Annotated in this window: 18 protein-coding genes and 2 riboswitches; of the genes, 9 read left to right on the forward strand and 9 right to left on the reverse strand. The window is 67.1% G+C overall.

The genetic code is table 11. The features are described 5' to 3' along the window. Positions 1-33 precede the first annotated feature (33 nt). Genes rnhA through ispH form a run of 3 tightly spaced genes read right to left on the reverse strand, consistent with a single transcriptional unit; the run spans position 34 to position 2,385 of the window. Positions 34-477 (reverse strand): ribonuclease HI, encoded by a 444-nt coding sequence (gene rnhA, locus VH326_RS00545; RefSeq protein ID WP_329629842.1) that lies wholly within the window; start codon positions 475-477, stop codon positions 34-36. Then, the gene (thrB, locus tag VH326_RS00550) at positions 474-1,427 is read right to left on the reverse strand and encodes a homoserine kinase (protein ID WP_329629843.1); all 954 of its coding nucleotides are present in this window, start codon (positions 1,425-1,427) and stop codon (positions 474-476) included. Before thrB ends, rnhA begins: the two co-directional genes overlap by 4 nt. Position 1,428: 1 nt before the next feature. Further along, positions 1,429-2,385, reverse strand: coding sequence for a 4-hydroxy-3-methylbut-2-enyl diphosphate reductase (ispH, locus tag VH326_RS00555; protein WP_329629844.1), 957 nt, complete (start codon positions 2,383-2,385; stop codon positions 1,429-1,431). Between the two features lie 94 nt (positions 2,386-2,479). Here ispH and VH326_RS00560 point away from each other — a divergent pair, with 94 nt between their 5' ends. The 5 genes from VH326_RS00560 (at position 2,480) to gcvPB (ending at position 7,973) form a co-directional block, all read left to right on the forward strand. Next, positions 2,480-3,130 carry a hypothetical protein gene (locus VH326_RS00560; protein ID WP_329629845.1) on the forward strand — a complete coding sequence of 217 codons (651 nt, stop codon included), beginning with the start codon at positions 2,480-2,482 and terminating at the stop codon, positions 3,128-3,130. 48 nt (positions 3,131-3,178) lie between these two features. Continuing rightward, positions 3,179-3,268, forward strand: a riboswitch (glycine riboswitch). Beyond that, a riboswitch (glycine riboswitch) is annotated at positions 3,269-3,374 on the forward strand. 44 nt (positions 3,375-3,418) lie between these two features. Beyond that, positions 3,419-4,576 (forward strand): glycine cleavage system aminomethyltransferase GcvT, encoded by a 1,158-nt coding sequence (gene gcvT, locus VH326_RS00565; protein WP_414714226.1) that lies wholly within the window; start codon positions 3,419-3,421, stop codon positions 4,574-4,576. Then, positions 4,576-4,947 (forward strand): glycine cleavage system protein GcvH, encoded by a 372-nt coding sequence (gene gcvH / locus VH326_RS00570; protein WP_329629847.1) that lies wholly within the window; start codon positions 4,576-4,578, stop codon positions 4,945-4,947. The genes gcvT and gcvH overlap by 1 nt, the downstream gene beginning before the upstream one ends. 99 nt (positions 4,948-5,046) lie before the next feature. After that, positions 5,047-6,405 (forward strand): aminomethyl-transferring glycine dehydrogenase subunit GcvPA, encoded by a 1,359-nt coding sequence (gene gcvPA / locus VH326_RS00575; RefSeq protein WP_329629848.1) that lies wholly within the window; start codon positions 5,047-5,049, stop codon positions 6,403-6,405. After that, complete coding sequence (gene gcvPB, locus VH326_RS00580) at positions 6,402-7,973, forward strand: aminomethyl-transferring glycine dehydrogenase subunit GcvPB (protein ID WP_329629849.1); 1,572 nt, start codon at positions 6,402-6,404, stop codon at positions 7,971-7,973. Before gcvPA ends, gcvPB begins: the two co-directional genes overlap by 4 nt. Before the next feature lie 3 nt (positions 7,974-7,976). Here gcvPB and VH326_RS00585 read toward each other — a convergent pair whose 3' ends face one another. After that, positions 7,977-8,423: a hypothetical protein gene (locus VH326_RS00585; RefSeq protein ID WP_329629850.1), complete on the reverse strand. Its 447-nt coding sequence runs from the start codon at positions 8,421-8,423 to the stop codon at positions 7,977-7,979. 43 nt (positions 8,424-8,466) lie between these two features. Between VH326_RS00585 and VH326_RS00590 the strand changes: the two genes are divergently transcribed. From VH326_RS00590 to VH326_RS00600, 3 genes are read left to right on the forward strand one after another with little or no spacing between them, the layout of a single operon-like run. After that, positions 8,467-9,138: a glutathione S-transferase family protein gene (locus VH326_RS00590; protein ID WP_329629851.1), complete on the forward strand. Its 672-nt coding sequence runs from the start codon at positions 8,467-8,469 to the stop codon at positions 9,136-9,138. Beyond that, the gene (locus tag VH326_RS00595) at positions 9,138-9,509 is read left to right on the forward strand and encodes a tRNA-binding protein (RefSeq protein ID WP_329629852.1); all 372 of its coding nucleotides are present in this window, start codon (positions 9,138-9,140) and stop codon (positions 9,507-9,509) included. Before VH326_RS00590 ends, VH326_RS00595 begins: the two co-directional genes overlap by 1 nt. A 38-nt stretch (positions 9,510-9,547) precedes the next feature. Then, positions 9,548-10,228, forward strand: coding sequence for a DUF72 domain-containing protein (locus tag VH326_RS00600; RefSeq protein ID WP_329629853.1), 681 nt, complete (start codon positions 9,548-9,550; stop codon positions 10,226-10,228). Here VH326_RS00600 and VH326_RS00605 read toward each other — a convergent pair. Together VH326_RS00605 and pepN are read right to left on the reverse strand one after the other, a co-directional pair. After that, a complete protein-coding gene (locus VH326_RS00605) occupies positions 10,215-10,655 on the reverse strand; it encodes a DUF202 domain-containing protein (RefSeq protein WP_329629854.1) in 441 nt (146 codons plus the stop codon). The genes VH326_RS00600 and VH326_RS00605 overlap by 14 nt on opposite strands. Before the next feature lie 6 nt (positions 10,656-10,661). After that, positions 10,662-13,271 (reverse strand): aminopeptidase N, encoded by a 2,610-nt coding sequence (gene pepN / locus VH326_RS00610; protein WP_329629855.1) that lies wholly within the window; start codon positions 13,269-13,271, stop codon positions 10,662-10,664. A 144-nt stretch (positions 13,272-13,415) separates the two neighbouring features. Between pepN and VH326_RS00615 the strand changes: the two genes are divergently transcribed. Then, positions 13,416-14,234: an NAD(P)-dependent oxidoreductase gene (locus VH326_RS00615; protein ID WP_329629856.1), complete on the forward strand. Its 819-nt coding sequence runs from the start codon at positions 13,416-13,418 to the stop codon at positions 14,232-14,234. Here the strand turns inward: VH326_RS00615 and VH326_RS00620 are convergent. From VH326_RS00620 to VH326_RS00630, 3 genes are all read right to left on the reverse strand, one after another. Next, positions 14,144-15,067 (reverse strand): DMT family transporter, encoded by a 924-nt coding sequence (locus tag VH326_RS00620; protein ID WP_329629857.1) that lies wholly within the window; start codon positions 15,065-15,067, stop codon positions 14,144-14,146. The genes VH326_RS00615 and VH326_RS00620 overlap by 91 nt on opposite strands. Before the next feature lie 205 nt (positions 15,068-15,272). Beyond that, positions 15,273-16,274, reverse strand: coding sequence for a threonine aldolase family protein (locus VH326_RS00625; RefSeq protein WP_329629858.1), 1,002 nt, complete (start codon positions 16,272-16,274; stop codon positions 15,273-15,275). A gap of 43 nt (positions 16,275-16,317) precedes the next feature. Further along, complete coding sequence (locus tag VH326_RS00630; protein WP_329629859.1) at positions 16,318-18,393, reverse strand: PBP1A family penicillin-binding protein; 2,076 nt, start codon at positions 18,391-18,393, stop codon at positions 16,318-16,320. Positions 18,394-18,411: the final 18 nt, after the last annotated feature.

An 18,411-nucleotide genomic window follows, 5' to 3' on the forward strand; every position in this document is an offset into this window, starting at 1 on the left:
GGTAGAACCCAATATTATCAGTAAGTTAAACGATCAGCGCTGCGCATCGGCGGCGTTGCTCGCCAGCCGGTCGGCGCGTTCGTTGTCGGGGTGCCCGGCGTGGCCCTTGACCCACACCCACTCGATGCGGTGCGGCGCCGACGCTTCGATCAGCGCCTGCCACAGTTCAGCGTTCTTGACCGGTTTCTTGTCGGACGTGCGCCAGCCATTCTTGCGCCAGCCGTGGATCCATTTGGTGAGCCCGTCCATCACGTACCGGCTGTCGGTCGACAGCGTCACGCGGCACGGCCGCTTGAGCGCATTGAGCCCCTCGATCGCGGCTTTCAGCTCCATCCGGTTGTTGGTGGTGAGCGCCTCGCCGCCCGACAGTTCCTTCTCGCGGCTGCCATGCCGGATCACGACCCCCCATCCGCCCGGCCCCGGGTTGCCTTTGCACGCGCCATCGGTGGCGATTTCGACGTGGGAGAGTTCGGTCACGCAAAAACATCCGGGTTGGTCTCGTAGAATTCGAGCCGGCGCAGATAAGCAAGCGGATCCTTGCGAGTCACCAAGGCATCGGCGGGTGTGTGCAGCCAGTCCCACGCGCGCGTCATCATGAACCGTAGCGCCGCCGCCTGCGCCATCGCCGGCATCGTCGCGCGTTCGGCATCGCTCAAGGCGCGAGCGCTGTCATAGCCTTCGATCAGCGCGCTGCCGACCGCCGCGTCATATCGGCCTCCGGCGGCGTCGAATGCCCACGCCGAATGCGTCACGGTCAAGTCCCAGCAGAGATAGTCGGTCGCGGCGAAATAGAAGTCGATCAGCCCGGTGACTCGATCGCCGAGCATCAGCACATTGTCGGGGAACAGGTCGCCATGGACGATGCCGCGCGGCACGGCCCAGTCGATCGTGTCGTGGATGCGGGCAAGCGCGCCGGTCACGCGATCGCCCAGTCCCGCCTGAATCGCGTCGAAATCGAAGCCGTCGCGCGACGCGAACGCGACCAGTCCCGCCGGGCCGAGCGGATTGTCGCGGGTTCCGGCAAAGTCGGCGAGGTCGAGATGCATTCGCGCTTGAGCGACGCCCGCGGCGTAAGCGCGTGCGCGAGTCGGGTGCGACGGCGATACGCCCGGCAAGAATTCGATCAGGCAGGCGGGACGCCCCTCGAGCGACTGGATCGCGACGCCCGCGCGGTCGGGCAGCATGCGTGGCACCGGATTGCTCTTCGCGGCCAAGTGATCGAGCAACGCGGCGAAGAACGGCAGGTCGTCCGCCTCGACTCGCTTCTCGTACAGCGTCAGGATGAAGCGGCCCGTGGTCGTGTCGATGATGTAATTCGAGTTCTCCACCCCCTCGGCGATACCCTTCGCGGAGACGAGGTCGCCGACATCGTAGCGCGACAAGAATTCGCTCAACGCCTCGGCCGAAACGTGCGTGTAGACCGCCAAGTCAGGCCGCGGCCTCGAGCCCGCGCGGGAGCTTGAAGGCGATGTTTTCGGCGACCGTTTCGACCTCGCGTTCGGTGACGGCGAACCGCTCGCCGATCCGCTCGACGACTTCGCGCACGAGCAATTCGGGAGCGGAAGCTCCGGCAGTGAGCCCGACGCGCGTCACGCCGTCAAACCAGCCGAAGTCGATGTCGGCGGCGCGTTCGATCAGCGTGGCGCAGGTGCCGTTGCGCACCGCCACCTCGACCAGACGCAGCGAGTTGGACGATTTGGGCGAGCCGATCACCAGCACCAGGTCGACCTGATCGGCCAGCGCCTTGACCGCGCCCTGACGGTTCGAGGTCGCGTAGCAAATGTCGTCGGCACCGGGCGCGAGGATCGCCGGAAAGCGTTGCTTGAGCACGGCGAGCACCGCGGCGGTATCGTCGACCGACAGCGTCGTCTGGGTGAGGAAGGCGAGGTTGTCGGGGTCGGTGATCGCGACCGCCTCGGCATCCGGCACGGTTTCCACCAGCGTCATCGCGCCGGCGGGCACTTGGCCGAACGTGCCGATCACCTCGGGATGGCCGGCGTGACCGATGAACAGGATGTGTCGGCCCGATGCCGCCAGCCGCTCGGCCTGGCGATGCACCTTGCTGACCAGCGGGCAAGTCGCGTCGAGATAGGACAGGCCACGCTCGGCCGCCTTGGCCGGCACCGCCTTGGGCACGCCGTGTGCGGAGAACACCACCGGTACGCCGTCGGGCACCTGGTCGAGCTCCTCGACGAAAATCGCGCCCTTCGCCTTCAGGCTTTCGACGACGAACTTGTTGTGGACGATCTCGTGCCGGACATAGACCGGTGCGCCGTATTTCTCGATCGCCAGCTCGACAATGCGGATCGCGCGATCGACCCCCGCGCAGAACCCGCGCGGGGCCGCGATCAGCAACTCCAGGGGCGGTTTCGGGGCCGATGCCATCGCGCGAGCCTCTACGCGATTGCTTGCGCGAGGCAAAGGCGGTTCCTATGAAGCGACACGGCTTCGTCCAGCGTTGAAAAGGTTCCCCCCGCCCGTGTCATCCCGCATCTATGTCGCTCCGATCGCCCTCGCGCTGGTTCTGGGCGGCTGCGCCAGCAAGGGCGAACTCGACATATCGGACGCCGGCGCGGGCGTCACCGCGGTCCGCACCGCCTGCCCCAGTGTCGGCGTACCCGCGGGAACCGGCGACATGACCTTGTTCGATCCGGCGACCAGTCGTGACGCCAGCGCGATCGATGTCGTTGCGGCGATGACCGATGTGCGCTCGACCTGCAACGACGCCGGCGATGACGTGCAGACCAACGTCACGTTTCAGGTGCTCGCGCGCCGCAGCAACACCAGCGGGCCGCGCGACGTGACGCTGCCCTATTTCGTCACCGTCGTTCAGGGCGGCAGCGCGGTGGTCGCCAAGCGCGTCGGCCATATCGTCGTCCATTTCGACGCCGGGCAGATGCGCGCGGCAGCGAGCGGCGCGGCGACCGCGATGGTGGCGCGCTCGGCTGCGACGTTGCCCGAAGATGTTCGCCGCCGTATCACCGGCAAGCGCAAGGCCGGCAGCGAGAGCGCCGCGGTCGATCCGCTCAGCGCCCCCGACGTCCGCGCCGCGGTGCTCCGCGCGAGCTTCGAGGCGTTGGTCGGGTTTCAGCTGACCGACGATCAGCTGAAATACAACGCGACGCGTTGATCTTCGCGTTGACTCGGCTTCACGGCCGCGTCACAGCACCGGCCAGTCGCTGACAGCGCGGGAGAGTGTGAGGGAAACCTCACCGCCGAAGGAGCAACCGCCCCGGAATCTCTCAGGCAGAAGGACCGCATCTGTCGGTAGCGACGCTCTGGAAAGAGTCCGGTTCGTCCGGGCCGCCGAAGGGGTAAGCCGGGCTGTCACAGCCTCGGTGAAAGCTCTCAGGTTCCGTGACAGAGGGGGCGACGGATGTTCGGTCCTTGCGGGCCGTTGTCACGCCGTCGTCCGATCATGGGAGCCTGCATAGTGAGCGACGATAGCGACACGGATACCGAAATCGAACTGCAGACGCTCCCGCTCGACGCGTGGCATCGCGCGCGCGGCGGCCGGATGGTGCCGTTCGCGGGTTATCACATGCCGGTCCAGTATGAAGGCATCATGGCCGAGCATCTGTGGGTGCGCGAATCGGCCGGGTTGTTCGACGTGTCGCACATGGGGCAGCTGCTGCTGTCGGGCGACAATGTCGACGACGAACTCGAAAAGCTGATCCCGGCGGACGTCAAGGGCGTGCAACTCGGTCAGCAGAAATATTCGCTGCTGCTCGCGGAGAATGGCGGAATCCTCGACGATTTGATGTTCAGCCGCTGGCCGGGCGGGATCTACATGGTCGTCAACGGCGCGGTGAAGTGGGACGATATCGCGCATCTTCGTGAGCATCTGCCCGATGAGATCACGCTCAACCATCTCGACGATCGCGCGTTGCTCGCGCTGCAGGGGCCGAAGGCGTTCGAGGTGTTGAAGCGCCACACGACCGGCGAATGGCCGCTCGATGCTTTGGTGTTCATGCGTGGAGGACGTTTCGAAATCGCCGGGGTCGATGCGTATATCAGCCGCTCGGGCTATACCGGCGAGGACGGGTTCGAGATTTCGATCCCCGCCGATGCCGCGGAGAAGATCGCCGACCTGCTGTGCGCCGAGCCAGAGGTGAAGCCGATCGGTCTCGGCGCGCGCGATTCGCTGCGGCTCGAGGCGGACTTGCCACTCTACGGCCACGACCTCGATACCGAAACGACGCCGATCATGGCTGCGCTCAACTTCGCCGTCGCCAGCAAGCGCCGCCGCGAGGAGGCCAATTATCCCGGTGCCGAACGCATCTTGACGGAGCGCGACGCTGGCCCGGTCGTCCGCCGCGTCGGGCTGATCGTCGAGGGCCGCCAGCCGGTCCGCGAGGGCGCCGCGGTGGTCGATGCCGAGGGTGCCGAGGTCGGCAAGGTCACCTCGGGAGGCTTCGGGCCAACGCTCGGCGCGCCGATCGCGATGGCGTACGTGCCCACCGGGATGGCCGAAATCGGCACCCGCATCCAACTCACCCAGCGCGGCAAGGTCCACGAAGCGACCGTTGCCGCGATGCCGTTCGTTCCCCACCGCTATGTTCGAGGAGCAAAGTGATGAGCCGTTATTTCACCGAAGATCATGAATGGGTCGATGTCGACGGCGATATCGGCACGGTCGGCATCAGCGACTATGCGCAAGGCCAGCTCGGCGACATCGTGTTCGTCGAGGTGCCCGACGAGGGCAAGACGGTGACCAAGGGCGACGAGGCCGCGGTGGTCGAGAGCGTCAAGGCGGCGTCGGACGTCTATTCGCCCGTGTCGGGCACGGTGATCGAGGGCAATGCCGAGCTCGCCGACAATCCCGCCCTGGTCAATGAGGACGCCGACGGCGAAGGCTGGTTCTTCAAGCTAACGCTGAGCGACCCGAGCGAACTCGAGGATCTGATGGACGAAGCCAAGTATGAGGCGTTCGTCGCGAAGCTGTGATTTTGGCGTCGCCCGGCGGAGGCCGGGGCCGGCTTCGCGATGAAGCGCGCCCGACAAACATAGCGGCCCCGGCCTCCGCCGGGGCGACGGGAAACTGATTTGCGCTACCTGCCACTGACTCAGCCCGACCGCGAGGCGATGCTCGCGACGATCGGCGCCGCGACCATCGACGAGCTGTTCGTCGATGTCCCCGCGATCGCCCAGCTTGACGGACCGATCCACGATCTGCCGATGCATGCCAGCGAGCTCGCGGTCGAGCGTCACATGACCAAACTTGCCAGGAAGAACCTCGCGGCCGGCGAAGCGCCGTTCTTCCTCGGCTGCGGCGCGTACCGCCATCACGTGCCGGCGTCGGTCGATCACCTGATCCAGCGCGGCGAGTTCCTCACGGCTTACACGCCGTACCAGCCCGAGATCGCGCAGGGCACGCTGCAGATGCTGTTCGAGTTTCAGACTCAGGTCGCGCGGTTGCTCGGGACCGATGTCGCCAACGCGTCGATGTACGACGGCTCGACCGCGTGCTGGGAAGCGATCGGGATGGCGCGGCGGATCACGCGGCGCGGCAAGGCCATCCTGTCGGGCGGGCTCCACCCGCATTACGTCTCGGTCGCGAGGACGATGGCGAAGTATACGGGCGATCGGCTCGAAACCTCGCCGCCAAGACTGGCGGCAGAGACCGATATCGACAGCCTGATCGCGGCGATCGACGACGACACGTCGTGCGTGGTGGTGCAATATCCCGACATTCTCGGCCGCATCGCCGACCTGCGACCGCTGGCCGATGCCTGCCATGCGAAGAAGGCGCTGCTGGTCGCTGTGGTGACCGAGCCGGTCGCGCTCGGGGCGCTCAAGTCGCCCGGCGAGATGGATGCCGACATCGTCGTCGGCGAAGGCCAGTCGATCGGCGTAGGGCTGCAATTCGGGGGACCGTATGTCGGGCTGATGGGCTGCAAGGACAAATATATCCGCCAGATGCCGGGGCGCTTCTGCGGCGAGACGGTCGATGCCGAGGGGAAACGGGGCTTCGTGCTGACGCTGTCGACGCGCGAGCAGCATATCCGCCGCGAGAAGGCGACCTCGAACATCTGCACCAATAGCGGCCTCTGCGCACTGGCCTTTTCGGTTCACATGACCTTGCTGGGCGAGGCGGGATTGCGTGCGCTGGCCGCGACAAACCACGCCGGCGCGGTCGCCGCGGCCGATCGGCTGGCTCAGGTGCGCGGCGTCGAACTGGTCAACGACTCGTTCTTCAACGAATTCACGCTCAAGCTGCCGACCGAAGCGCGGCCGGTCGTGCGCGTGCTCGCCGACCAGGGCATCCTAGCGGGCGTATCGCTCGGGCGGCTCTATCCGGACGCCGCGGGGCTCGCCAACGGGCTGGTCGTCGCGGTCACCGAAACCACCACATCGGAGGACGTCCTGACCTTTGCCTCCGCGCTGCAGGAGGCGCTGGCATGAGCATCAACCAGAGCGGCTGGCGGCCCGAAATGACCCCCGAGCGGCGCAGCGACACCGCGACCTTCACCGGAAACCGCGCGCTGATGCTCGAAGAGCCGCTGATCTTCGAGATTGGCGATACCCAAACCACCGGCGTCGAAGTCGCCGAACGGGCTAAGGTTGCGTCGAAGCTAGGCAATCTCGCGCGCACCGCGCCGATCGGCTTGCCCGGCCTCTCGGAGCCCGAAACCGTGCGCCACTATACGCGCCTGTCGCGTCAGAATTACGCGATTGACCTCGGCCTGTTCCCGCTCGGTTCGTGCACGATGAAGCACAATCCGCGGCTCAACGAGAAGATGGCGCGGCTGCCCGGCTTTGCCGATATCCATCCGCTCCAGCCCGTCGACACCGTGCAGGGCGCGCTCGAGGTCATCAACGAACTGGCGGTGTGGCTGATCACGCTGACCGGCATGCACGGCGTCGCGATGACGCCCAAGGCCGGCGCGCATGGCGAGCTTTGCGGCATCTTGTGCATCAAGGCCGCGCTGGAGGCGAAGGGCGAGGGACACCGCGAGGTCATCCTCGTGCCCGAGAGCGCGCACGGCACCAATCCCGCGACCGCCGCCTTTGCCGGCTATAGCGTCGAGGACATTCCAGCGACTGCCGAAGGCCGGGTCGACCTCGACGCGCTCAAGGCCCGGCTCGGCCCGGACGTGGCCGGCGTGATGATCACCAATCCCAACACCTGCGGCCTGTTCGAGCGCGACATGAAGGCGATCTCCGACGCGGTCCATGCGGCGGGTGGCTACGTCTATTGCGATGGCGCGAACTTTAACGCGATCGTGGGACGCGTCCGGCCAGGCGACCTCGGCATCGACGCCATGCACATCAACCTGCACAAGACCTTCTCGACTCCGCATGGCGGCGGCGGGCCAGGCTCGGGGCCGGTGGTGCTGTCCAAGGCGCTGTCGCCCTACGGCCCGCTGCCTTTCACCGAACGGCATGGCGACGGTCACCTCACGCTTGTCGAAGAGGAGACGGCCGGCGACCGCCACCCGCACAGCTTCGGGCGGATGTGCGCGTTTCACGGCCAGATGGGCATGTTTACGCGGGCTCTGACGTACATTCTCAGCCACGGCGCCGACGGCCTGCGCCAGGTCGCCGAGGATTCGGTGCTAAACGCCAATTATATCCTGCGCAGCCTGGAGGGCACGCTAGACGCGCCGTTCGCGGCGTCGGGGCCGTGCATGCACGAAGCGATCTTCAGCGACGATGGCTTGCCCGAAGGCTTTTCGACGATCGACATCGCCAAGGGTCTGATCGACGAGGGCTATCACCCGATGACGATGTATTTCCCGCTCGTCGTCCACGGCGCGATGCTGGTCGAGCCGACCGAGACCGAGAGCAAGGCCGCGCTCGACCAGTTCATCCGCGCGCTGCGTTCGGTCGCCGAACGGGCGAAGGCTGGCGACGAGAGCCTCAAGTCGGCGCCGCACTTCGCCCCGCGCCGCCGCCTCGACGAGACCCTCGCCGCGCGCAAGCCGGTGCTGGTGTGGAAGGACCCCCCGCTCGACGTTGCCGCCGAATGATCGCTAATCGGGGCGTTTCCACAGGAAGAAGGTGGAGGCCGTCCGCGTCGGCGGGACCGCGTAGAACAAAAAGCACAGCGCCAGCAACACGGTGACCATCAGCGGACCTGGGTTGTCGCTGAGCCAGAATTCCACGAGGATAACCAGCGTCAAACCGATCAGGGCAGGATAAATCCAGCGCTGGCCCAGCGGATAAGGGCGAACCGCCGCTGGCCGCTCCGAGACTTCGGCGAGCAGTTCCAGCGCGTCATCGACGACGGCAGGGTGAACGCGCACATGGAAGCCATCGAGCCCGGTGATCATCGGAGGGTAGGCAGACCCATGCCAGCGTCCCGTCGCGAAAGCCGGGATGCCATAGAATTCGAACATCGAGAGCATCACCGCGCATTCGGGCTGGCTCCACGTCACCGCGACCGTCTCGAACGCGTCCCCGACCGCCGCATCGCTCAAAGCCATCTTCCCCCGCTCGCCGCCAGCCCCTAACACTGGCGCCATGTGGCAGCTCTATCAATTCCCGCTTTGTCCGTTCTCGCGCAAGGTCCGGCTGCTGCTCGGGGAAAAAGGCGTCGGCTACACGCTGGTGCGCGAGAATCCGTGGGAGCGGCGCGACGAGTTCGTCGACATGAACCCGGCGGTGCAGACCCCGGTCATCGCCGATGCCGATCGCGACATCCGGCTGATCGATTCGCTCGTCATCTGCGAATATTTCGACGAGACGGTCGACAAGGCGCAGATGATTACCGGCACGGCGGTCCAGCGCGCCGAGATCCGCCGGCTGTCGACCTGGTTCGACACCTTCTTCTTTCGCGACGTCACCGAGAAACTGCTCGGCGAGCGGATGATCAAGCGGATCGTGACCAAGGCGAGCCCCGACGCGCGCGTGCTTCGCGAGGCGATGAAGGCGGCGGTCGAGTACCTCGATTATACCGATTACCTGCTCGGGCGGCATAACTGGATGGCGGGGTCGACCTTGAGCCTCGCCGATCTCGCGGCGGCGGCGCAGATTTCGGTGACCGACTATCTCGGCGGGATCGACTGGAAGAGCCACGAACAGACCGCGCGCTGGTATGCGGGGATGAAGAGCCGGCCGAGCTTCCGGCCACTGCTCAGCGAGCGGATGGAGGGCATCCCGCCAGCGCCGCATTATGACGACGTGAATTTCTGATGCACGTGACGCACGACGCCGGTGCACCCGCGGCGGAGACGATCGGCTTCGACGATTTCCTCAAGGTCGACATTCGTGTCGGCACGGTGATCGCGGCCGATCCGTTTCCCGAAGCGCGCAAGCCGGCGTTCAAGCTGCGGATCGATTTCGGGCCGGCGATCGGCGTCAAACGCTCGTCGGTGCAGATCACCGAGAATTACTCGATCGAGGAATTGGTCGGGCGCCAGGTTGCCGCCGTTATCAATTTTCCGCCGCGCCAGATCGGACCGTTCATCTCCGAAGTGCTGACGCTAGGCTTCCCCGATAAGAACGGCAAGGTCGTGCTGGTCGCGCCGAGCGCGGCAGTGCCGAACGGGGGGCGGCTGTTCTGATCCGCATCGGCACCGCCGGCTGGTCGATCCCGCGCGTGGTGGCCGACCGGTTCGGCGAGGGCGACAGCGCGCTCGCGCGCTACGCGACATTGTTCGACTCGGTCGAAATCAACTCGACCTTTCACCGCCCGCACCAGCCCAAGACGTTTGAGCGCTGGACGGCGAGCGTGCCGGCGGACTTTCGCTTTGCGCTCAAGCTGCCCAAGACAACCACCCACGGAGCGCGGCTGGTCGAATGCGCCGACGCGGTTGCGGCATTCGCCGAGCAGATCGCGCCGCTCGGCGACAAGATCGGGCCGCTGCTCGTCCAGTTACCGCCGAGCCTTGCGTTCGACGCCAGCGTTGCCGGAGCGTTCTTCGCCGGGATGCGGCGGCGGTTCGGCGATCGCCCGATCGTGTGCGAACCGCGCCACGCCAGCTGGTTCGCTTCCGACGCAGAGCAACTGCTCGTCGATCATCGCGTCGCCCGCGTCGCCGCCGATCCCGCGCCGGCGTCGGGCGCGGAGCGACCCGGCGGCTGGTCGGGGTTGCGCTACATACGCCTCCACGGATCGCCGCGAATCTATCGGTCGAGCTATGACGACGCCACGCTCGATCGGATCGCGGAGGAAGCGATGGCCGAACGGGTGGATCGCTGGATCGTCTTCGACAACACCGCATCGAATGCGGCGATGATCAACGCGCTCGACTTGCGCGACCGCGTGCTCAGGGTGTCGTGATCACGCCGATGAAGGCGGCGATGGAGACGAGCACGAGGAAGCCGTTGATCGCGATCAGTAACGCCGCCGGCAGTCGGCGCGCGCGCGGTTTGGGCGGCTGCACGCTCGGCGTCGTCTCGCGCCACACCGCCGCGACGAAGCAGAAGGCGGCGAACAGGATCAGCATCGCGCCGGTCGACTTGGTCAGCCAGTCGGCGACGACCTTGTCGAGCAACGCGCGCGCGCCGATCCCGGACGCCAGTGCGGTGAGGCCCGTGCGAACCCACGCGGCATAGGTTCGCTCGGCCGCCAAGATCGTGCGGTCGGCGGCAAGTTCGGTGCGGCGATCGGCGCTGTCGACTTGCTCGACCGCGCTCTGCTTGAGCGCGACGGCCGACTGTTTGAGCTTCTCGTGCGTCGCCCGGTCTTGCGCTTGCCGATCAGCCATCGCTCATCACCCCTCGAGGCTCTTCGACGCTTGCTCGAACAGATCCTTCGACAGGCCGGGCGTAGCGAGGATGCGCGCGAGCTCGTCCTTCATCAGCTCGGCGCGCGCCCGATCGAACCGCCGCCAGCGGCCGAGCGGCGGGAGCAGCTTGGCGGCGGTCTGCGGGTTTAGCTTGTCGAGCGCGATCAGATGGTCGGCGAGGAAGCGGTAGCCCACACCGCCGGGCGTGTGGAATGCCCGCTGGTTGGCCCCGAACGCCCCGACCAGCGACCGCGCGCGGTTGGGGTTGGCAAGGGTGAAGTCGGGGTGCCGCGCCAGCTCCTCGACCACCGCCGGCGTGTCGTCGCGCGACGACAGCGCCTGCGTCTGGAACCATTTGTCGAGCACCAAGGCGTCGCTCGAATAGCGATTGTAGAAGATGTCGAGCGCGGCGATGCGCTGGCCCGAATTGCCGCTGGCGAGCGCGGTCAGCGCACCCTGCCGTTCGGTCATGTTGTCCGCCGCTTCGAACTGCCCAAACGCGAGATCGGCGGCGTCCTCCGCGCCGCTCGCGGCGATATAGCCGAGCGCGACGGAGCGCATGCGGCGGGCGGCCTTGGCGGTGGGCGAGTAGACGAACGGACCGGTCTGGCTGTACGTGGCATAGGCCGAGCGCCACAGATCGGCGAGCGACTTGCCGATGTCGCGGCGCAAAGCCTCGCGCGCCCGGAACACCGCTTCGGGATCGACCACATCGAGCTGGTCGCCGATGAAGCTGTCCGACGGCAGCAGCACCGCTTCGGCGACGAAGGCGGGGTCGAGCGCCGGATCCTCGAGCGTGCGGCGCACCGCTTCGACCACGTCCTTGTGGTCGGCGCGGCCGAGCTTGGTCGCGGCAACCAGCGTGTCGAGCATCAACTGCTGCATCGCCTCGTACCGCGCGAACGGATCGTCATCGCGCGCCGACAGCAAGGCGAGGTCGGCGGCCGAGCGGTCGCTCTCGATGATCACCGGCGCCGAAAATCCGCGATTGATCGACAGCACCGGACGCTCGGCGACGCCGTCGAACGCGATCTCCGCTGTCGGCTGGTCGAGCATGTAGAGCTGCTCGCCGCCCAGCGGCTTGCCGCTCTCGCCGAACAGCTTGATCCGAAGCGGCAGCACGAACGGCTCCTTGACCGGCTGCCCCGGCGTCGGCGGCGTATGTTGCGCGAGCCGCAGCAGCGCCCGGCCCGATCCGGCGTCGTGATCGAGCGTCGCCGACACGCGCGGCGTCCCCGCCTGGCTGTACCAGCGGCGGAATTGGGTCAGGTCGACGCCGCCGCCATCCTCCATGCAGCGGACGAAATCCTCGCACGTCGCCGCGGTGCCGTCGAAGCGGTCGAAATAGAGGTCGGTCGCGGCGCGGAAATGTTCTGGTCCCAGGATGGTGGCCATCATCCGAATCACCTCGGCACCCTTGTTGTAGATCGTCGCGGTGTAGAAGTTCGAGATTTCGATATAATCGTCGGGCCGGATCGGATGGGCGAGCGGACCGGCATCCTCCGGAAATTGCGCGGCGCGAAGCGTGCGGACGTCCTCGATCCGCTTGACCGCGGCCGATCCCTGGTCGGCGGAAAAGCTCTGGTCGCGGAACACGGTGAAGCCCTCCTTCAACGAGAGCTGGAACCAGTCGCGGCACGTGACTCGGTCGCCCGACCAATTGTGGAAATATTCGTGCGCGACGACCGCGGCAATCGCATCGTAATCGTAATCGGTCGCGGTGTCGGGGTCGGCGAGGATGTAGCGGCTGTTGAAGATGTTGAGCCCTTTGTTCTCCATCGCGCCGAAGTTGAAATCGTCGACCGCGACGATGTTGAACACGTCGAGATCGTATTCGCGGCCGTAGACGCGCTCGTCCCACGCCATCGCGAGTTGCAGCGCGTGGAGCGCGTGGGCGGTCTTCGGCAAGTCGGCCTCGCGCACCCAGATGCCGAGCTGCACTTCGCGCCCCGACATCGTCGTGAAGGTCGCGCGGTTGGCGGCGAGATCGCCGGCGACTAGCGCGAACAGGTAACAGGGCTTGGGGAACGGATCGCGCCATTCGGCCCAATGGCGGCCCCCATCGCCCTCAGCTTCGAGATCGCCCGCCGCAATCGGATCGCCATTGGCGAGCAGCACCGGGAAGCGCTTTCGGTCCGCAGTCATCTTCACCGAATAGCGCGCGAGCACGTCGGGCCGATCAGGGAAGAAGGTGATCCGGCGGAAGCCTTCGGCCTCGCATTGCGTGCAGAGATTCCCGCCCGACGCGTACAGCCCCATCAATTGGGTATTGCGGTCGGGGTGGAGCTCGACCTCGGTCTCGACGCGGTGGCGCTCGCCGGGCAAGTCGATGACGAGATCGCCGCCGTCCATCCGCCAATCGTTGTGCGGGACGCCGTCGATCATCACCGACAACGGCGTCAGCCCATCGCCGTTCAGCCGAAGCGGCCGATCGTGCGCGCCGTTGCGGGTAACGTCGAGCGCCGCCTTCACGCGAGTCACGTCCGCCGCGAGGTCGAAATCGAGCGCGATGTCGGGAACCAGCCAGTCGGGCGCCCGATAGTCTTCGCGTCGAGTCACGGACGGGTTGGCAAAAGCGGACTGAGCGTCGATCATTCTTGTTCCATCATCATAGGCACTTGGCGGCACCGCGCGCGCCGTTGTCGTGGCCGAACTTCTCGATCCTGCTACGCCGGGCGGGTCGGGCAGCCAAGAAGAAAGCCGTTGCCGGGCCGATCGGCGCACGCGATGGGATCGGGCATGGGACGGTTGCTGATCTTCGGGCTGGGTTACGCAGCGAGCGCCGTTGCGGCGCGGCTCGGCGGTTGGAGCATCGCCGCGACGGGGAACGCGGGCGACCTCGACTTCGACGATCGCGCCGGCGTGATCGCGGCGATCGATTGGGCGACGCATGTGCTGTGCTCGGTGCCGCCGGGCGAGGTTGATCCGGTGCTCGCGCGTTACGGCGCGGCGCTCGGCGGCGGCGGCAAGTGGCTCGGGTATCTGTCCTCGACCGGCGTGTATGGCGACGCCGGCGGCGCGTGGGTCGACGAGAGCTCGGCGATCAAGGGGCGCCGCCCGGCGCGCAATCGCGCCGATGCCGAATGGCTGGCGCTCGGCGCGCGCGTGTTCCGCCTGCCCGGCATCTATGGCCTCGGCCGCTCGCCGCTCGACCGCGTGCGCGACGGGACCGCGCATCGCACTGGACTTGCCGGGCAAGTGTTCGGCCGCGTGCATGTCGATGATCTTGCGAGAGGAGTCGTCGCCGGGTTCGATGCGCCGCCGGGCGCGTACAATCTGGCCGACGATCTGCCCGCGCCGCAGGACGACGTCGTCGCGTTCGCCAGCCTGTTGCTCGGCGTTGAACCGCCGCCGGTCGTGCCGCTCGAAAGCCTATCCCCCGCCGCGCGCGCGTTCCACGCCGAGAACCGCCGAGTCGCCAACGGCAAGGCCAAGCGCGTGCTCGACTGGCGGCCGGTCTATCGTGATTACCGATTGGGCCTGCGCGCCCTGAGCGCGACGACCAGCCCGGCCGCGGTCAGCGCCGCGCCGGCGACCGCCAGCGCCGACCAGCGATAGCCCTCGAACATGGTCGACAGCAGCATCGCGATCACCGGCACGATCACGCTCGAATAGGCCGCCTTGGCCGGGCCGATCGTCCGCAGCACGCCGAAATAGAGCGGAAAGGCGAGCGCCGACGCGAATATGCCGAGATAGGCGATGCCGAGCCAGTAGACGAGGCGATGCTCGATCAGCGGCGGGCCGACCGTCGCGAAGGCGAAACCCGCGTCGATCGCGGCGCCGACCAGCATCGCCACCGCCAGCACCGACCCCATCGGATAACGCGCCGCGGTCGGCGTCGCCTGCATCACGTTGGCGGTCGATGCGGCGAGGATCGCGCACAGGGTCAGCCCGATCCCCAGCAGCGCCTGTCCGGGCCCATTGGGGTCGGCCCGCGCTTCGCGGACGAACAGCAACACGATCCCGGCGATCGCGATCGCCGATCCGAGCATCAGCTGGCGCCCGAGCCGCTGGCCGAGGAAGATCCGCGCGAACAGCGCGTTGGGCACGAGCAAAAGCGCGAACACCACCGACACCAGCCCCGAGGTGATGTGCTCCTCCGCGCGATAGACGAAGTTGAAGTTGAGGCAGAATTGCGTGACGCCGATCAGCCCGGCAAACGCGAAACCCCGCATGCCGAGCCGAAAACTCTCGCGCCGAACCAGGGCGTAGGCGGTCATGCACAGACCGGCGAGGAGGAAGCGATAGCTCACCGACCAGCTCGGCGGCACAACGCCCAGCTGATCGCGGATCACGAGCCAGGTCGATCCCCAGATCAATGTCACGATCCCGAACGGGATCAGCACCGCGAGGCGAGTCGATTGCGGCTTGGTCTGGGGCGGTTGGAGCACGGACGGTGTCTATCGCCGCGCGCGAGCGCGACAACCCCGGTTATGCTGATCGATCGATAAGGGAGCCTGATCAATCCTCCCCGAGCTTGGCTCGGGGAGGGGGACCACCGGCGAAGCCGGTGGTCGAGGGGTGCGAGTTCGGGGCAACCACCCCTCCACCAATCGCTACGCGATGGTCCCCCTCCCCAAGCAAGCTTGGGGAGGATCACAGCGCGGCGATCGCGTCCGCCAACGGCTTGATCGCGCCCTCGCGCTGGTCCCACGACGTCACCAGCCGAACTTCGCTCGGCGCCCAATCGTAGAAATCGAACCCGAGCGCGCGCAAGCTCGCGGCTTCGTCGGGCGTGACGCGCAGGAACACCTCGTTGGCCTGCACCGGATAGACCAGCCGATCGCCAGCCGCCTTCGCCAACAACGCCGCACCGGCGTTGGCGGTGCGGGCATTGGCCAGCCAGACGTCGTCGTCGAGCATCGCCAGGATCTGTGCCGCGAGGAAGCGGCCCTTCGACAGCAGCAACCCGGCCTGCTTGCGGCGATACAGGCTGGCGTCGGCCAATTCGGGCTTGAAAAACACCAATGCCTCGGCGCTCATCCCGCCATTCTTGACGAACCCGAAGCTCAGCGCGTCGACCCCGGCGCGCCAGGTCAGATCGGCGGGCTCGCAGCCGAGATGCGCGACCGCGTTGGCGAAGCGTGCGCCGTCCATGTGGAAGCCGAGCTTTCGCGCCTTGGCCAGATCGCCGAGCGCGGCGACCTCGTCGGGCGTGTAGACCAGGCCGTATTCGGTGGCATTGGTGATCGACAGCGCGTGCGCCTGGACCTGATGGACGTCGTCGCGGATGCCGGCGAGCACGCCAGACACCGCGTCGGGCATCAGTTTAGCGCCCGGTCCATCGGCGAGCAGCAATTTGGCGCCGTGGAGGTAGAATCCCGGCGCGCCGCATTCGTCGTTCTGGATGTGCGCGTCGCGGTGACAGATCACCGCGCCGTGCGGCTGGCACAGAGCAGCGAGCGCGAGGCAATTGGCCGAGGTGCCCGACGGCGTCCACAGCACGCGCACCTGCGTCCCGAACAGATCGGAGAAGCGCCCGTCGAGCTGTTGCGACCAGCGGTCGCCGTCATATGCGGTGTCGAGGCTGTTGGCCGCGGCGATTGCGTCGATCACCTGTGGGCAGGCGGGGGCGGCGTTGTCGGAGAAGAAGCGCATTGCGGCTCTTTGCCGCGAAGTGCCGGCAGTCTCAACCCGAAGGTTAGCGCTCGTCGGCCTGATCCGCCGGCGGCCTGGGCGGGCGGTCGCCGGTGTCGGGCGCGGGCGAGACCTTGATCGTTCCGTCCTTCTTGACCTGAAGGTTGACCCCGAGGCCCTCGATACTGCCCTCCACGGGGAGCGATCCGGCGCCGGTGTCGATCGTCACGTTGCCGTCGGTGCTGTTGTCGTCGATCGCGGGTTCGGCGGCGGGCGGGGGCGGCGGGGCGATGCCGAGCGCCGACTGCATGAAGTCCTTCCAGATCCGCGCCGGGATGCCGCCCCCCGACAGGCCCGGGTTGGGCGTGTTGTCGTCGTTCCCGACCCACACCCCGACCACCAGATCCTTGGCAAACCCGATGAACAAGGCGTCGCGCGAATCCTGCGTGGTGCCGGTCTTGCCGTAGGTCGGCACCGACAACGCCGCCTGGCGCCCGGTCCCGCTGGTCGCCGAGGCGGAAAGCAGGTCGAGCATCTCGTCGCGGATTTTGCCGCCGAACGCGCTCTTGGTGCCGACCAGCCGGTCGTACCAGCTGGCATTGTCGCTCGCCTCGATCCCGCGCGCGCCGACCGGATAACCGTCGCCCGCCACCGCCGCGAACGCGCTGGTCAGCTCGAGCAGCGAGACGGTCGAGGTGCCGAGCGCGATCGTCGCCTCGTTGGGGATGGGCGTCGAAATGCCGAGGTCGCGCGCGGCCTTGATGACGGCCGCCGGCCCGAGCTTCTGGATCAGCCGCGCGGCGGCGACGTTCGACGATTTCTGGAACGCGCGGCGCAGCGTGATCTTGCCCTCGTACGTGCCTTCGCTGTTTTTCGGGCTCCAGCCCGCGATCGTCACCGGCTCGTCCTCGATCATGTCGTCGGGGGTCATCCCCGCGCGCATCGCGGCGAGATAGACGAACAGCTTGAAGGTCGATCCCGGCTGGCGGCGCGCTTGGGTCGCGCGGTTGAACGGGCTCGTCGCATAGTCCTTGCCGCCGACCATCGCGACCACGCGGCCATCGGGGCGCATCGCCACGATCGCAACTTGCGCCTGGCGCAGCCCAGCGCGTTTGACGACGTGCTCGGCAGCGCGTTGCAAGCGCCGGTCGAGCGTGGTGGTGACGGTGGTCTCCTGCGCAAGGTCGCCCGCCGTATCGCGCGCTTCGGGCAGCACCCAGTCGGCGAAATAGGTGCCTTCGGGGACGAGCTTGGCCGGGCGCGGGCGCGGCGTCGCGAGCCTGACGCCATCGGCCTGTATTTTGGTCAGCACACCGGTATCGACCATCGTCGCGAGCACGACCTTTTCACGGTCGCGCGCGCCCTTCAGATTGCCGGTTGGCGCGAGCTTCGAGGGCGCCTTGACCAGCCCCGCGAGCATCGCTGCCTGGCTGATGCTCAGCTCGTTCGGCTCGCAGTTGAAATAATGCTCGGTCGCCGCAGTCAGCCCATAGACGTTGTCGCCGAAATAGACGTTGGACAAATAGCGCGAGAGGATCTCGTTCTTCGACAGCCACGCCTCGAGCCAGAACGAGATCAGCACCTCGCGCAGCTTGCGACCGGTGGTGCGGTCGGAGTTGAGGAAGGCGTTCTTGGCGAGCTGTTGCGTGATCGTGCTCGCGCCCTCGCGCACGCCGCCGGCGCCGATGTTGCGGAACAAGGCGCGGCCGATCCCGCGCGGATCGATCCCCCAATGCGAGTAGAAACGGCGATCCTCGATCGAGATGAACGCGCCGGTGACGTATTTGGGCAGCTTCGACGCATCGACCGGCTTGCCGAGGATCGCGCCGCGCTTGGCGATCGGCGTGCCGTCGCTGGCAAGCAGGGTGACCGATGGCGGGGTCGGCGGCTGCAGCGACTTGGACAAAGGCGCGGTGACCGCGAGCCAACCAACCAGTACGACGAACAGCACGATGAACGCGGCCAGCCCGCGAACGATCAAGCGGCCCCAGCGGCGCTTTTTCTTCGCCGGCTGCGCGCCGGGGTAGTCGAGCGGCGGGATGCCCTCGAGCGGGTTGGTGGGATCGGGTTCAACGGGATAAACCGAGTGCGCGCCCCAGCGAGGGTCGGGCCGGCTGCCGTCAATCGGGTCGTCGCGCATTCACCGTGTCCACTCGAT

Origin of the sequence: Sphingomonas sp. (assembly GCF_036269755.1) — a bacterium.
Classification (GTDB): Bacteria; Pseudomonadota; Alphaproteobacteria; order Sphingomonadales; family Sphingomonadaceae; genus Sphingomonas.

Excerpts from the sequence above, each read along its gene's own strand:
- gcvPB (WP_329629849.1), top strand. The coding sequence starts at position 6,402 with ATGAGCATCAACCAGAGCGGCTGGCGGCCCGAAATGACCCCCGAGCGG.
- ispH (WP_329629844.1), bottom strand. The coding sequence starts at position 2,385 with ATGGCATCGGCCCCGAAACCGCCCCTGGAGTTGCTGATCGCGGCCCCG.
- VH326_RS00605 (WP_329629854.1), bottom strand. The coding sequence starts at position 10,655 with ATGGCTGATCGGCAAGCGCAAGACCGGGCGACGCACGAGAAGCTCAAA.
- gcvH (WP_329629847.1), top strand. The coding sequence starts at position 4,576 with ATGAGCCGTTATTTCACCGAAGATCATGAATGGGTCGATGTCGACGGC.
- pepN (WP_329629855.1), bottom strand. The coding sequence starts at position 13,271 with ATGATCGACGCTCAGTCCGCTTTTGCCAACCCGTCCGTGACTCGACGC.
- VH326_RS00630 (WP_329629859.1), bottom strand. The coding sequence starts at position 18,393 with ATGCGCGACGACCCGATTGACGGCAGCCGGCCCGACCCTCGCTGGGGC.
- VH326_RS00625 (WP_329629858.1), bottom strand. The coding sequence starts at position 16,274 with ATGCGCTTCTTCTCCGACAACGCCGCCCCCGCCTGCCCACAGGTGATC.
- VH326_RS00595 (WP_329629852.1), top strand. The coding sequence starts at position 9,138 with ATGCACGTGACGCACGACGCCGGTGCACCCGCGGCGGAGACGATCGGC.
- gcvT (WP_414714226.1), top strand. The coding sequence starts at position 3,419 with ATGGGAGCCTGCATAGTGAGCGACGATAGCGACACGGATACCGAAATC.
- VH326_RS00615 (WP_329629856.1), top strand. The coding sequence starts at position 13,416 with ATGGGACGGTTGCTGATCTTCGGGCTGGGTTACGCAGCGAGCGCCGTT.
- VH326_RS00590 (WP_329629851.1), top strand. The coding sequence starts at position 8,467 with ATGTGGCAGCTCTATCAATTCCCGCTTTGTCCGTTCTCGCGCAAGGTC.